Genomic DNA, 13,774 nt, shown 5'->3' with positions numbered 1-13,774 from the left:
CTGAACAACAAGGCCCGGGATGACGGTTGAAAGGGAGGTGCGGGGCTATCGCCCCTACCCCTCCCACTGGCTCCACAACGTCTTGGCCTCGGCCTTGGCCTTAACCACCGAGGCGTCCTTGACGTGGCCGTAGCCGCGGATGTCCTGCGGGACCGAGGCGATGCGGGCCGCCAGCGGCAGGCGCTCGGGGGTCAGGCCGCCGACGAGGCGGTCGAGCGTGACCTCGTAGTCGGCGATCAGGCCGCGCTCCATGCGGCGCTCCTCGGTCTTGCCGAACACGTCCAGCGGCCCGCCGCGCAGGCCCTTCATCTTCGCCATGATCGGGAAGGCGTAGTCGAGCATCCAGCCGCCGAAGGCCATCTTGCGCGGCTTGCCGTCCTTGTCCTTGGCGCCGATGATCGGCGGGGCCAGCCAGACCTTGGCCTTGCCGCCCTTGAAGGTCCCGGCCAGCTCGGCCGCGAAGCGACCGTCGGTATAGAGCCGGGCGACCTCGTACTCGTCCTTGTAGGCCATCAGCTTGTAGAGGTTGACGGCCGCCGCGCGGGTCAGGGCCTCACCGCCGCCGTTGGCCGCCTCGGCCGCCGCGACCTTCTCGATCCGAGCCAGGTAGCGCTTGGCGTAGGCCTCGTTCTGGTAGGCCGTCAGGTCGGCGGCCCGCTTGGCGATCAGCGCGTCCAGCGGCATGGTCTCCGGCGTCGGCACGTCGGCGTCGCGCGGCCCCATCGAGGCCGGATCGTGCGCCACGCGGCGGCCCAGTTCGAAGGCCGCCAGGTTGGACTCGTAGTCGACGCCGTTCAGCTTGATCGCCCGATAGACCGCGCGGCTGGACAGCGGGATCACCCCGCGCTGCCAGGCGAAGCCGACCATGATCATGTTGGCGAAGATGGCGTCGCCGAACTGGGTCTCGGCCAGGTGCTGGGCCGGGCAGGAATCGAAGCTCTTCACCGCGCCCTTGATGCGGCGGGCCATGGCCCCGCTGTCGAAGCGGATGTCGCGGCTGGTGACGAAGTCGGCGGTGGGGGCGAAGTCGCTGTTGCCGAAGGCGCTGGTGCGGTCCTTGGCGTACAGCGACAGGCCTTCCGGCGAAGCGGCCACCAGCATGTCGCAGGCGATCAGCACGTCGGCGCTGGCGGCGGGCACGCGGCCGCCGACCACCGTCTCCTCGGTCTCGCCGATCTTGACGTGGCTGAACACCGAGCCGCCCTTCTGGGCCAGGCCGGTCATGTCGACCACGCTGCCGGCGCGGCCGTCCACGTGGGCGGCCATGGCCAGGATCGAGGCCACGGTCGTCACACCGGTGCCGCCGACGCCGGTGAAGATGATCCGGCGCACGCCGTGGAAGTCGTCGAACACCGGCAGGGGCGTGGAGTCGGCGGTCAGGGCCGGGACCTTCTTGGCGTTCGTGCTCTCGGCCCCTTCCAGGGTGATGAACGACGGGCAGAAGCCGTCGACGCAGCTGTAGTCCTGGTTGCAGGTTGACTGGTTGATCTTGCGCTTGCGGCCGAACTCGGTGTTCAGCGGCTCGACCGACACGCAGTTGGACTTGATCGAGCAGTCGCCGCAGCCCTCGCAGACCAGCGGGTTGATGAACACCCGCTTGGTGGCCTTGGCCATGGTCCCGCGCTTGCGGCGGCGGCGCTTTTCGGTGGCGCAGGTCTGGTCGTAGAGCAGCACCGTTGTGCCAGGCGTGTCGCGCAGCATCTTCTGCACGCTCATCAGTTCGGCGCGCGGGAAGACCTCGACGCCGGGGGCCAGGTCGTTGACGCTTTGATAGCGCTCCAGCTCGTCGACCACGATCACCGTCTTGGCCACGCCTTCGGCGGCCAGCTGGCGGGTGATCTGGGCCGGGGTGAAGCCGCTTTCGGCGCGCTGGCCGCCGGTCATGGCGACGGCGTCGTTGAACAGCAGCTTGTAGGTGATGTTGGCCCCGGCCGCGATCGCGGCGCGGATCGCCAGCGAGCCGGAGTGGTTGTAGGTGCCGTCGCCCAGGTTCTGGAAGACGTGCTTTTCGGTGGTGAACGGCGCGGCGCCCACCCAGGTCAGGCCTTCGCCGCCCATGTGGGTGTTCAGGTCGGTCGACGGGTCGTTGAAGCTGGCCATGTAGTGGCAGCCGATGCCGGCCAGGGCCCTGCTGCCCTCGGGCAGCTTGGTCGAGGTGTTGTGCGGGCAGCCCGAGCAGAAGAACGGCTTGCGGGCCTGGTCGGCGGCCAGGCTGACGGCGGCGACGCCGGCGGCCGAGACGCGGTTCAGATAGGCCTGGGCCCGCTCCATGTGCGGGCCGTCCGGCAGGCGGTCATAGATCGCCAGGGCGATTTCGGCCACCGACAGCGAGCCCAGCTCCGACAGCAGCGGATGGCCGTGTTCGTCCAGCTTGCCGATGATCCGCGGGCGGGCGTGGGCTGGCAGGTCGTAGAGGGCGGCCCGGGCCTGGGGCTCGATCAGGCCGCGCTTGTGCTCGACGACCATCAGGGTCTCGAGGCCGGCGGCGAAGGCGCGGATGCCCAGCGGCTCCAGCGGCCAGGGCATGCCGACCTTGTAGATCGAGACGCCCAGGTCCGACGCCTCCTCCAGGCTCATGCCCATGGCGGTGAAGGCCTCCAGCACGTCCTTGTAGGCCTGGCCCTGGCAGACGATGCCCAGGCGCGCCTTGCCGACGCGAACGTGATGCGCGCCCAGCACGACCCGGTCGATCCCGTTGGCGCGGGCGAAGGCCAGGGCGGCGGGGATCTTGTGAAGACGGAGGCGGCGCTCCTTCTCCATCGGCTGGTCCTTCAGCCGGATGCCCAGGCCGCCCGGCGGCATCGGGAAGTTCTCGGGCACGACCAGCTTGTGGCGGTCCAGCGAGACGTCGATGGTCACGCCGCTGTCCATGGTGTCGGCCAGGGCGATCATGCCGGTCCACAGGCCGGAGAAGCGCGACATCGAAATGCCCAGCAGGCCGTAGTCGAGCACCTCCTGCACGTCGGCCGGCGACAGCACCGGCATCTCGAAGTCCTGGAACGCGAATTCAGACTGCGACGGCAGGGTCGAGCTCTTGCAGGCGTGGTCGTCGCCAGCCACGGCCAGCACGCCGCCGGTCGGGAAGGCGCCGGCGAAATTGGCGTGCTTGAAGACGTCGCCGGTGCGGTCCACGCCCGGCGCCTTGCCGTACCACATGCCGAACACGCCGTCGTGAGTCGCGCCCGGGAACAGGTTCGCCTGCTGGCTGCCCCAGACGGCGGTGGCGGCCAGATCCTCGTTCAGGCCTTCCTTGAAGACCACGTCGTGGGCGGTGAGCAGCTTCGAGAGGCGAGCGGCCTGCTGATCCAATCCCCCCAGGGGCGAGCCCCGATAGCCGGAAAGGAAGCCCGCCGTATTGAGCCCGGCCCGGGTATCCAGGCGCTTTCTGTCGAGGAGGACTCTGATCAGCGCCTGCACGCCGGTGATGAACGCGCGACCATCTTCGAGCAGATATTTGTCGTCGAGCGTGACTTCCGAGTGCCGCATAGCAAAAAAATTCCTCCCGGGTCTTCCTGCCCGCTCAGCAATATCTTATAGAAACGGGGAAATTGTTTGCCCAAGGTGTGCCCGACTCAAGGCCGCTTTGCGCAAGATCAGCGCGCCAATCACCCTCTGGGGGGAGGAAATCTTGTCCGAACAACTCGACGCCGTGGATGCCAAGATCCTGGATCTCATCCAACACGACGCCGGACTGTCCGTCGCGGAGATCGCGGAGCGAGTCGGGCTGTCGTCCAGCCCGTGCTGGCGACGGATCAAAAGGCTGGAGGACGCGGGCGTCATTCAGCGCCGCGTGACCATCCTCGATCGCGAAAAGCTGGGCCTCGGCTTCGAGGTCTATTGCACCGCCAAGCTGTCGCTGCCGACCAAGGAAAACCTCGAGGTCTTCGAGCAGGCCGTGGGCAAGTGGGCCGAGGTCGTGCAGTGCGCCACCGTGACCGGCGCGGCCGACTACGAGCTGCGCATCGTCACCCGCGACATGCGCGCCTTCGACGAGTTCCTGCGCGACAAGCTGCTGTCGCTGGGCCTGGTCAGCAATATCGAGAGCCGGATCGTCATCCGCGGGGTCAAGAACTCCACGGCCGTGCCGCTGGGTCTGGTCAGCCCCTATGTCAGCCCGCTGAGCTAGCACGCCTTCTTCGTCCTTCTCCCCTTGCGGGAGAAGGTGGCCTGCGAAGCAGGTCGGATGAGGGGTCGAAAGACATCGAACGCCGCGGTCAGCCGAAAGGCCGGTCGCGGCGTTTTCCGTTTGAGAAACCCCTCATCCGTCGGCTGCGCCGACACCTTCTCCCGCAAGGGGAGAAGGAAACTAAAATCCAAACCAATTAGCATTGACTAATGCATTAGTCGCTGCTAATTGGTCCGCCATGATCGAAGCCGCCCCCATCGACGCCGTCATGCGCGCCTTGGCCGACCCCACGCGACGGGCCGTCTACGAGCGGATCGTGCGATCCGAGGAAATCAGCGTGGGCGAGCTGACCCGCGGGGCCGGCGTCAGCCAGGGCGCGGTGTCCCAGCACCTGAAGTCGCTGAGGACCGCCGGTCTGGTGGTCGAGCGCCCCGAGGGCCGCAACGTCTATTACCGCGCCCAGCCCGACGGCCTGACGCCGCTGGTCGACTGGATGACCCACTACGGCGTGTTCTGGCGCGAACGGTTCGCCGACCTGCGCGCCCTTCTTCAGGAGATCGACCCATGACCAACCCGGCCCGCTCGCTCGCCGAGCCCGACACCTCCGAATCAGATGGGGGCCAGATCGTCGTCGACGAGGTCTTCCCGCATGCGCCCCAGACCGTGTGGAAGGCCCTGACCAACGGCGCCCTGATGGGCCGCTGGCTGATGGCGCCGACCGACTTCGCGCCGGTCGAGGGCCATCGCTTCACCTTCCAGACCACGCCGGGCGGCCAGTGGGACGGGGTGATCCGCTGCCAGGTGCTGGAAGTGGCCGAGAACGAGCGCTTCGCCTATGCCTGGAGCGGCGGCCACGAGGCCAATGTCGGCTACGGCGCGCCGCTGGAGACGGTGGTCACCTGGACCCTGACGGCCAGCGAGGCCGGCACCCGCGTGCGCATGGTCCATTCCGGCTTCGTCCTGCCGCGCAACGCGACCGCCTTCGAGGGCATGGGCAAGGGCTGGAAGACCGTCATGCAGCGGCTCGAGACCTGCACGGCCGAGCAGGACGAGACCCAGCACTAGTTCAAACCTTTAGAGCGTGACGGACGCCGAAACCGGCATCCGCTTTCGGCTGTCACGCTCTTGGACCTCCCTCTTCAAAACCAGGAGATTTCGATGAGCGACCCCTTCACGGGCGGCTGCGCTTGCGGCGCCGTGCGCTATTCCATCGTCGGCGAGCCGCTGGTGATGGCCGACTGCCAATGCCGCCACTGCCAGCACCTGAGCGGCACGGGCCACGGCTCGTACCTGACCTTCAAGGACGCGGCGGTGACGCTGAGCGGCGAGGCGCGGCGGTGGGAGGTCGTCGGCGACCTGGGCACGGTGAAGGCGCACGCCTTCTGCCCGACCTGCGGCGCGCCGGTCTATCTGGCCTTCCCCGCCATGCCCGACCTGTTCACCGTCCACGCCGCCAGCCTCGACGCGCCGGAACGCTACGCGCCCTCGATGACGCTGTTCACCGCGCGCGGCCACGCCTGGGACCCGGTCGCGCCGGGCCAGCGGACGTTCGCGGGGATGCCGACGGGCTGATCGCCGGCCACCCCCGCTTCATGGCCAAATTCTTCTAGAATCGCCTTGCCGCACCCGTCACAGTGAGGGCTCCAGCCTCCCGGAGCCCTCCCATGATCGACCTCGTCATCGACCAGCGACGCAAGGATCTCGGCGGCTTCGAGGTGGGGCGGGTGCTGCCGTTCCACAGCCGGCGGATGGTGGGTCCCTTCACCTTCTTCGACCATATGGGCCCGGCCAGCTTCGAGCCCGGCTTCCCGCGCAATGTCGACGTGCGGCCCCACCCGCACATCGGCTTGTCGACCCTGACCTACCTGTTCGAAGGCGAGATCACCCATCGCGACAGCCTGGGCTCCGAGCTGGTCATTCGTCCGGGCGAGGTCAACTGGATGACGGCCGGCAGCGGCATCACCCATTCCGAGCGCTTCGAGGGACTGCGCGAACACGGCGGGACGATGCACGGCATCCAGGCCTGGGTGGCCCTGCCCGACGGCCAGGAGGAGGTCGCCCCGGCCTTCTCGCACCACGCCCGCGACGAGATGCCGATCTACGAGGCCAATGGCCTGAAGGCGGCGCTGGTGGCCGGCAAGGCGTTCGGGGCCGAGGCCAAGGTGCCGGTGTTCTCGCCGCTGTTCTACGTGCACTGGGAGATGACGGCCGGGGCCAAGGCCGGTCTGCCGGCCGAATATCCCGAGCGCGCCGCCTATGTCGCCACCGGCAAGGTCGAGGCCGCCGGCCAGGTGCTGCACGCCGGCCAGATGGCGGTGTTCAAGCCGGGCGAGACGATCACCTTCGAGGCGATCGAGCCCTCGACCGTCATGCTGCTGGGCGGCGAGCCGGTGGGGCCGCGCTTCATCGAGTGGAACTTCGTCTCCTCGTCCAAGGAGCGGATCGAGCAGGCCAAGGCCGACTGGCGGGCCCAGCGCATGAAGCTGCCCGACCTGGACGACCAGGAGTTCACCCCCCTGCCCGAGCCGCCGCCGCCCCCGCCGCCGATGTCGTAGGGGACGGAGCCCTCGCCATTCCCTTCAACCGTCATCCCGCGCACAAGGCCCGGGATGGCGGCGATTTTGAGAATGGGATGACCCGAGGTTCGCTCGCTACAAGAACGGCCCGGGCAGCCTCGGCGGCCCCGGCCCGACCTCGTCGTCGGCCTCGCCCACGGCCTGGTAATGCGCCACGAGCCTGGCGCAGGCGCCCAGGAACAAGGCCTCGATGAAGGCCGCCTCGCGACCCGTGAGCCGGACGATTTCGGCCAGGGCGTGGCCCCGACCGGCGGCCATGTCCATCACCGCGACCTCCTGCACCGACAGCGCCGCGCGGGCGCCGGCCAGCCGCTCCACCGCGTCCAGCCGCTGGAAGCCGTCGTCGCTGGCCAGCGTCTTGCGGTAGTCGCGGCCGTAGAGGGCGGCGGCCTCCGCCTCGGCCAAGCCGATGTCGGGCCCCGCGTCCTCGACGGGCTGGGGAAGGGAAGAATTCGTGGTCACGAGCGCCTTTAGCCCGTGCCCGGGTCGGGGACACGCACAAGTGCATGTCCCCGTCCCGCGTCGTCACGATCCCGGTTGAACCGTCCCGCCCTCAGCGCCCATAATTCCCCCATGACCGATCTCGCCCTCGAAACCTTCGTCCGCGGCCTGCCCAAGGCCGAGCTGCACATGCACATCGAGGGCAGCCTCGAGCCCGAGCTGATGTTCGAGCTGGCCGAGCGCAACGGCGTGACCCTGCCGTTCAAGACGGTGGACGAGATCCGCGCCGCCTACGCCTTCTCGAACCTGCAGGACTTCCTGGACATCTATTACCAGGGCGCGGGCGTGCTCCTGACGCAAGCCGACTTCAAGGACCTGGCCCTGGCCTATTTCCGCCGGCTGAAGGCCGACGGCGGGACTCACGCCGAGATCTTCTTCGACCCTCAGACCCACACCGACCGCGGCGTGGCCTTCGGCACGGTGATCGAGGGGCTGACCGCCGGCATGGAAGAGGCCGAGCGAACCCTGGGCGTCACCTCCAAGCTGATCCTCTGCTTCCTGCGCCACCTGGACGAGGCCGCCGCCTTCGCCACCCTGGAGCAGGCCAAACCGTATCTTTCCAAGATCGCCGGGGTGGGCCTGGACTCCTCGGAGGTCGGCCACCCGCCCGCCAAGTTCGCCCGGGTGATGCAGGCGGCCCGCGACTTGGGCCTCAAGGTCGTGGCCCACGCCGGCGAGGAAGGCCCGCCGGCCTACGTCTGGGAAGCGGTGGACATCCTCGACGTCGACCGCATCGACCACGGCAACCGCGCCCTGGAGGACGACTGCCTGACCGCCCGCCTGGTGCAGGACGCCACGACCCTGACCGTCTGCCCGCTGTCGAACCTGAAGCTGTGCGGGGTGTCGGACCTGAAGGAACACCCGCTGAAGCGCATGCTGAAGCTGGGCCTGAAGGCCACGGTCAATTCCGACGACCCGGCCTATTTCGGCGGCTACCTGCTGGAGAACTACGTGCAGACGGCGGAAGCCGTCGGCCTGACGCGGGACGAGCTGGTGACCCTGGCCAAGAACAGCTTCACGGGGTCGTTTCTGGATGAGGCGGAGAAGGCGCGGCGAGTGGCGGGAATCGACGCCTACGTGGCGGCGCAGTAGGGCAGCGGCTCACTGACTTGCCCCCACCTGACCGCTTCGCGGTCTGTCCGCCCCCATAGGGGGCGGAGGACACGCGCAAGGCTCCTCTTCCCCCTATGGGGGAAGACGATCGCGAAGCGATCCGTAGGGGGCAGGTGTTCGCCGCTAGAGCGCCTTACGAACCGCCTCGGCCAACTCGTCCAGCTCCGCGATGCCCAGGTCCGCATGGAACGGCAGGCTCAGCACCGACTTGGCTAGGCGATCCGCCACCGGCGTCTGGTCGCGGACGACGATGCCGGGGCCGACCGGGTTGGTGGCGTAGCCCATCTCGGCCAGCTTCTCGGCCACGACCGGAGCCGCGCCTTCGGGGACGCTGACGACCCAGGCGTCGGACACCCAGCTCATGCCCCAACCCGGCTGGAAGCCGATCGAGGCGCCCATCAGCAGCATGCGCAGGCGTTGGGCGGCGGTGGCCAGGCGCAGGCGCTGGCTGGACCAGTTGTCGAGCCCGGCCTCGCCGACGAAGGCCGGCGCGTCAAGGCGGGCGATGAAGTCGGCGTCCTGGCTGGCCACGAACACGCCGCGCCCGCTGGGCAGGCCGACGACCACGGGGACCGGGGCGTCCATGATCACGTCGAAGCCGTCGGTGGCGTCGACCACGATCGGCAGGCCGGTCTCGCGCTGGAAGGCTGCCCAGGCGGTCATGTCGGGGGCGCGGCCGAAGGCGCAGGTGGGGACGATGGCCTCGATCGGCGGCGGGGCCTCACCGAGACGCTCGCGCAGGTGGGCCGGATCGAACATCCAGCTGTAGGGATCCACGTCGACCAGCCAGGCCCGCAGGCCGGCGGCGGCGACCGCCTCCAGCGTGGCGGCCGAGGCTAGGGCCGGAACGATGCAGACGCCGCCGCGACGTACGCCCGAGGCGACGAGGGCGGCGGTCAGGGCGGCCACGCGGGTGGCGACGGCGCGGACGGCGGTGGGACGGTCGAAGCGGTCGGCCAGCTTGGCGTCGAGGCCGGGGGTCAGACCCTGGCGGAGCACCTTCTCCACGGCCGCGAAATCCAGGGGAACGCCGGCCGCCGCGAGCGCCGCTTCGGCCTTGGCCTGCTTGCGGGCTTCCGGCGACAATGAGGCTTTGGGCTGGGCTTGCATCAGACGTCGCTTCCGAACAATCCGGCTCTGTCACACGACAGCGCCTTTATGGTTAAGCAAACGTATCGACTGACTCGGCGAGCCCAGATGCGGCGCGCCGTCGCGGCAAAAAGGTGGCCGGAATCTTCGACCTAGGCAAGAGACGTCCAGCTGTCGCGCAACTCGCGCTTCAGAACCTTGCCGATATGGCTGCGGGGCAAGGATTCCAAGAGCTTGAGGTCGACCAGCCGCTGGGTCTTGCCGAGGCGAGCATTGACCCAGGTCCTCAACCCGTCCGCGTCAATTCGCGCATTCGGCTTAACGGCCACGAAAGCCACCGGTGATTCGCCCCAGGCGTCGGACGGCACGCCGACCACCGCCGCCTCGACCACGTCGGGATGCTTGACGATCTCGGCCTCGATGTCGCTGGGATAGATGTTGAAGCCGCCACTGATGATCATGTCCTTCTTGCGGTCCATCAGCGTCAGGAAGCCGTCCTCGTCGAAGCGGCCGACGTCGCCGGTGCGGATGAAGCTCCAGCCCTCGGGCGAGACCCAGGTCGCCTCGGCGGTCTTGCCCGGCTGGCCGTGATAGCCGTTCATCATGCCGGCCGAGCGGCCGACGATCTCGCCGACCACGCCGGGGCCGACCTGGACGCCGTCCTCGTCGATCAGCCGGATGTCGTGGCCGGGGGCGGGACGTCCCACGGTGTGCAGCTTGTCCGGATGCTCGTGGGCCATCAGGATGCAGGTGCCGCCGCCCTCGGTCATGCCGAAATACTCGACCAGCCCGCCGGGCCAACGGGCCAGCACCTGGGCCTTCAGCTCGGCCGAGAACGGCGCGCTGGTGCAGAACTTCAGGTGGGTCGACGACAGGTCGAAGTCGTCGAAGTCGGGCCGGTCCATCAGGCGGCGATACTGCACCGGCACCAGCATGGTGTGGGTCATGCGATGGGCCTGCGCCAGCTGCAGATAGCGGCCGGCGTCGAACTTCCTCATCAGCACCACCGTGCCGCCGCCCGCCAGGGCGGGGAAGAAGCAGACCAGGGTGGTGTTGGAATAGAGCGGGGTCGACAGCAGGGCGACGGCCCCGGGGCCGTAGCCCACCGCGTCGCCGCGGAACACGTGCTTCCAGCGCATGCCGTGCGACTGGACGATGCCCTTGGGCGCGCCGGTCGTGCCGCTGGAATAGATGATGTTGAACGGGTCCTCCGGCGCGATCGCCACGGCGGTCGGGATCGCGCCCTCGGGCGCCAGCCAGGCGTCGAACGCCTCGCCGAAGTCCGAACCGTCCAGGGCGATGTAGCGTACGGCGATCGGGACGGCCTTCTGGGCCTCGGCCACCCCGGCGTCCATGAAGAACAGCCGCGCGCCGCAGTCGGCGACCATGCCGGCGATGGCCTCGGGCGTCGAGGACGGGGCCAGGGGCGCCACCGCCACGCCGGCCCGCAGGGCGCCGAGGAACAAGGCCGCATACGGAATGGACGACAGGGCGCAGACGGCGACGGCCTCGCCCTTCCGGATTCCGTCGCGCTGCAGGGCGGCGGCGACCCGGTCGGCCAGGGCGTCGAGCTGGCCGTAGGTGACCGTCTCGCCGGTCTCCATGATCACGGCGGGATGGTCGGGAGCCTCGGCCGCGCGGAGGCGGAGGATGTCGCCCATCACGCCGTAGTCGGCGGTCATCATGGATTGGATCGAGGTCATGGCGAGCACATCCGCATCACGCAAAAACAGTTGTCATCCCGGAAGCCTCGCAGAGGCTGTCCGGGACCCAGGGGCGGTGCGCACGGCCCCTGGGTCCCGGGTCTTCGCTGCGCTTCGCCCGGGATGACAACGGGAAAAGCTCTGGACGCGTTCAGGCGTCCTTGAACCCCTTGCCCTCGGCGACCAGCCGTTCCAGCAGGGCCGACGGCTTGAAGTCGTCGCCGAGGCTGGCCTGGAATTCCTTCATCTTGGCCAGGATCTTATCCAGCCCGGTCAGCTCGCCCCAGAACATCGGGCCGCCGGTGTAGACCGGCCAGCCGTAGCCGTTGATCCAGACCGTATCGATGTCGGACGCCCGGATGGCCTTGCCCTCTTCCAGGATCTTGGCCCCCTCGTTGACCATCGGATACAGGCAGCGCTCCAGGATCTCCTGGTCGCTGATCGCGCGGCGCTGGATCTGGCGCTTCTCGGCGAAGTCGAGGATCACCTGCTCGACGTCCTTCGAGGGCTTGGCGACGCGGTTCTCGTCGTAGTCGTAGAAGCCCTTGCCGTTCTTCTGGCCGCGACGATCCATCTCGCACAGCACTTCACGCACGGTGGACGACGAGGTCTTGGCCGGGTCCCAGCCGATGTCGAGGCCGGCCAGGTCGCTCATGGCGAACGGGCCCATCGGCAGGCCGAAGTCGTAGAGCACGCGATCGACGTCCCAGGGCATGGCGCCTTCCAGGATCAGCTTCTGGGCCTCGCGCTGGCGCTGGGCCAGCATGCGGTTGCCCACGAAGCCGTGGCAGTTGCCGACCAGCACCGCGACCTTGCCGATCTTCTTGCCGATCTGCATCGAGGTGGCGATCACCGACTTGTCGGTCTTGGCCCCGCGCACGATCTCCAGCAGCTTCATGACATTGGCCGGCGAGAAGAAGTGCAGGCCGATCACGCTCTCGGGCCGCGAGGTCGAAGCGGCGATCACGTCGATGTCGAGGTAGGAGGTGTTGGAGGCCAGGATCGCGCCGGGCTTGGCGATCTTGTCCAGCTTGCCGAACACTTCCTTCTTGATCTCCATCAGCTCGAATACGGCCTCGATGATCAGGTCGCAGTCGGCCAGGTCTTCCAGGTTCATCGAGGGCGTCAGCAGGCCCATGCGCTTTTCGACGTCGTCCTGGGTCAGGCGGCCCTTCTTGGCGGTGTTCTCGTAGTTCTTGCGGATCACCCCGACGCCGCGGTCGAGGTTCTCCTGCTTGGCCTCGATGATCGTCACCGGAATGCCGGCGTTGAGGAAGTTCATCGAGATGCCGCCGCCCATGGTGCCGGCCCCGATCACGCCCACCTTCTTGATCGGGATGATCGGGGTGTCGTCCGGCACGTCCGGGATCTTGGCGGCCTGGCGTTCGGCGAAGAACACATAGCGCTGGGCGGCCGACTGGCTGCCGGTCATCAGCTCCATGAACAGCCGGCGCTCTTCCTTCAGGCCTTCGTCGAAGGGCAGGTTCACCGCCGCCTCGATGCACTTGATGTTGTTCTCCGGCGCCAGGAAGCCGCGGAACTTGCGGGCGTTGGCCTTGCGGTACTCGCTGAAGATCTCGGGCTTGCCGCGCGCGGCCTCGACCTTGGCGTTCTGGTCGCGGATGCGGGTCAGCGGCTTGTCCTCGGCCAGGACCACGCGGGCGAAGGCGATGGCCCCGTCGCGCAGGGCGCCCTCCTCGACGATGGAGTCGAACAGGCCCATCGCCAGAGCGGCTTTGGCCGGCACGTGCTGGCCGGTGGTGACCATCTCCAGCGCCTTCTCGACGCCGACGACGCGCGGCAAGCGCTGGGTGCCGCCGGCCCCCGGCAGCAGGCCGATGTTCACTTCCGGCAGACCCGCCTTGGCCGAGGGCACCGCCACGCGGTAGTGCGCCACCAGCGCCACCTCCAGCCCGCCGCCCAGCACCGTGCCGTGGATCGCGGCGACCACCGGCTTGGGCGAGTTCTCGATGGTGTTCTGCACCTCCTGCAGCGACGGGCCGGTCATGGCCTTGCCGAACTCGGTGATGTCGGCGCCGGCGATGAAGGTCTTGCCCTCGCAGATCAGCACGATGGCCTTGACCGCCGGGTCGGCGATGGCGGCGTCGAAGGCCTTGGACAGCCCCTCGCGCACGGCGGCCGACAGCGCGTTGACCGGCGGCGAGTTGAGCGTCACCACCCCGATGTCGCCTTCGACGGTCAGATCCGTGACGTTGTTGATCGCGGCCATGGCTTTTCCACCCTCAAGTCTGTGGTTGCGTTCTTTTGAACGGTTGTTTGAAGCGAACCCTGCACGACCTGTCGCCGAAGTCCAGAGGTCCGTAGGGGCGCCGGGAAATTAGGCGCCTGCCATTGACGCCGCTCCATTCGTACTCGAAATTCGAAAATGAGAATTTCAGCCGGAGCCGATCCGTGCGGGGCGGGGGGAGCCGCCGAGCCAAGCGCCCGCGAACCTCGCGGATACGCCGATGCGGGCTTCGACTGTCGAGGGCGTACGCGTAAGGGGCCGGTGTCGGGGGCGCGACTTGCACACGTCCCACATCTTCGAAGCCGGCCGTCTCGCGCGCACGTGGCGCGCCGTTTCGGCGTGTCGACTTAGGTGAAGCGCACTCGGCGCGGGACCCCCGTCCCGCGCCGCTTTCTTGTGGCTGGAGCGACGTTTCGAT

General features: G+C 68.4%; 11 protein-coding genes and 1 pseudogene. 6 read left to right on the top strand and 6 right to left on the bottom strand.

Annotation, left to right across the window (positions count from 1 at the left end):
- Positions 1-54: 54 nt before the first annotated feature.
- A complete protein-coding gene (locus ASD21_RS07475; protein WP_056438978.1) occupies positions 55-3,486 on the bottom strand; it encodes an indolepyruvate ferredoxin oxidoreductase family protein in 3,432 nt (1,143 codons plus the stop codon).
- A 142-nt stretch (positions 3,487-3,628) separates the two neighbouring features.
- Here ASD21_RS07475 and ASD21_RS07470 point away from each other — a divergent pair, with 142 nt between their 5' ends.
- Positions 3,629-4,126: an Lrp/AsnC family transcriptional regulator gene (locus ASD21_RS07470; RefSeq protein WP_029914476.1), complete on the top strand. Its 498-nt coding sequence runs from the start codon at positions 3,629-3,631 to the stop codon at positions 4,124-4,126.
- Here the strand turns inward: ASD21_RS07470 and ASD21_RS25220 are convergent.
- Positions 4,119-4,218: pseudogene (locus ASD21_RS25220) on the bottom strand (hypothetical protein); the annotation flags it as partial. The gene ASD21_RS07470 and the pseudogene ASD21_RS25220 sit on opposite strands and share 8 nt — an antisense overlap.
- A 146-nt stretch (positions 4,219-4,364) precedes the next feature.
- Here ASD21_RS25220 and ASD21_RS07465 point away from each other — a divergent pair.
- The 4 genes from ASD21_RS07465 (at position 4,365) to ASD21_RS07450 (ending at position 6,681) form a co-directional block, all read left to right on the top strand.
- Positions 4,365-4,694, top strand: coding sequence for an ArsR/SmtB family transcription factor (locus tag ASD21_RS07465; protein WP_056438974.1), 330 nt, complete (start codon positions 4,365-4,367; stop codon positions 4,692-4,694).
- Positions 4,691-5,191: an SRPBCC family protein gene (locus ASD21_RS07460; RefSeq protein WP_056438972.1), complete on the top strand. Its 501-nt coding sequence runs from the start codon at positions 4,691-4,693 to the stop codon at positions 5,189-5,191. Before ASD21_RS07465 ends, ASD21_RS07460 begins: the two co-directional genes overlap by 4 nt.
- A 93-nt stretch (positions 5,192-5,284) precedes the next feature.
- Complete coding sequence (locus tag ASD21_RS07455; protein WP_056438969.1) at positions 5,285-5,698, top strand: GFA family protein; 414 nt, start codon at positions 5,285-5,287, stop codon at positions 5,696-5,698.
- 92 nt (positions 5,699-5,790) lie between these two features.
- The gene (locus ASD21_RS07450; protein ID WP_056438966.1) at positions 5,791-6,681 is read left to right on the top strand and encodes a pirin family protein; all 891 of its coding nucleotides are present in this window, start codon (positions 5,791-5,793) and stop codon (positions 6,679-6,681) included.
- Positions 6,682-6,777: 96 nt separating this feature from the next.
- Here ASD21_RS07450 and ASD21_RS07445 read toward each other — a convergent pair whose 3' ends face one another.
- Entirely contained in the window at positions 6,778-7,164 is a 387-nt protein-coding gene (locus ASD21_RS07445; RefSeq protein ID WP_056438963.1) for a hypothetical protein, read from the bottom strand.
- A gap of 111 nt (positions 7,165-7,275) precedes the next feature.
- Between ASD21_RS07445 and ASD21_RS07440 the strand changes: the two genes are divergently transcribed.
- On the top strand, positions 7,276-8,295 hold the full coding sequence (locus tag ASD21_RS07440; protein WP_056438960.1) for an adenosine deaminase: 1,020 nt from the start codon (positions 7,276-7,278) through the stop codon (positions 8,293-8,295).
- 144 nt (positions 8,296-8,439) lie between these two features.
- Here the strand turns inward: ASD21_RS07440 and ASD21_RS07435 are convergent, their stop codons facing one another.
- From ASD21_RS07435 to ASD21_RS07425, 3 genes are all read right to left on the bottom strand, one after another.
- Positions 8,440-9,426 carry a DegT/DnrJ/EryC1/StrS family aminotransferase gene (locus ASD21_RS07435; RefSeq protein ID WP_056438957.1) on the bottom strand — a complete coding sequence of 329 codons (987 nt, stop codon included), beginning with the start codon at positions 9,424-9,426 and terminating at the stop codon, positions 8,440-8,442.
- A 131-nt stretch (positions 9,427-9,557) separates the two neighbouring features.
- Positions 9,558-11,108: a class I adenylate-forming enzyme family protein gene (locus ASD21_RS07430; protein WP_056438954.1), complete on the bottom strand. Its 1,551-nt coding sequence runs from the start codon at positions 11,106-11,108 to the stop codon at positions 9,558-9,560.
- 151 nt (positions 11,109-11,259) lie between these two features.
- A complete protein-coding gene (locus ASD21_RS07425; RefSeq protein ID WP_056438951.1) occupies positions 11,260-13,338 on the bottom strand; it encodes a 3-hydroxyacyl-CoA dehydrogenase NAD-binding domain-containing protein in 2,079 nt (692 codons plus the stop codon).
- Between the last annotated feature and the right edge of the window lie 436 nt (positions 13,339-13,774).

Origin of the sequence: Caulobacter sp. Root1455 (assembly GCF_001426905.1) — a bacterium.
In the GTDB taxonomy this organism is placed as follows: Bacteria; Pseudomonadota; Alphaproteobacteria; order Caulobacterales; family Caulobacteraceae; genus Caulobacter.
Note: the sequence above shows the minus strand (reverse complement) of the source record. Positions and strands in the feature narration are given on the sequence as shown.

Excerpts from the sequence above, each read along its gene's own strand:
- ASD21_RS07475 (WP_056438978.1), bottom strand. The coding sequence starts at position 3,486 with ATGCGGCACTCGGAAGTCACGCTCGACGACAAATATCTGCTCGAAGAT.
- ASD21_RS07465 (WP_056438974.1), top strand. The coding sequence starts at position 4,365 with ATGATCGAAGCCGCCCCCATCGACGCCGTCATGCGCGCCTTGGCCGAC.
- ASD21_RS07460 (WP_056438972.1), top strand. The coding sequence starts at position 4,691 with ATGACCAACCCGGCCCGCTCGCTCGCCGAGCCCGACACCTCCGAATCA.
- ASD21_RS07455 (WP_056438969.1), top strand. The coding sequence starts at position 5,285 with ATGAGCGACCCCTTCACGGGCGGCTGCGCTTGCGGCGCCGTGCGCTAT.
- ASD21_RS07450 (WP_056438966.1), top strand. The coding sequence starts at position 5,791 with ATGATCGACCTCGTCATCGACCAGCGACGCAAGGATCTCGGCGGCTTC.
- ASD21_RS07440 (WP_056438960.1), top strand. The coding sequence starts at position 7,276 with ATGACCGATCTCGCCCTCGAAACCTTCGTCCGCGGCCTGCCCAAGGCC.
- ASD21_RS07435 (WP_056438957.1), bottom strand. The coding sequence starts at position 9,426 with ATGCAAGCCCAGCCCAAAGCCTCATTGTCGCCGGAAGCCCGCAAGCAG.
- ASD21_RS07430 (WP_056438954.1), bottom strand. The coding sequence starts at position 11,108 with ATGACCTCGATCCAATCCATGATGACCGCCGACTACGGCGTGATGGGC.
- ASD21_RS07425 (WP_056438951.1), bottom strand. The coding sequence starts at position 13,338 with ATGGCCGCGATCAACAACGTCACGGATCTGACCGTCGAAGGCGACATC.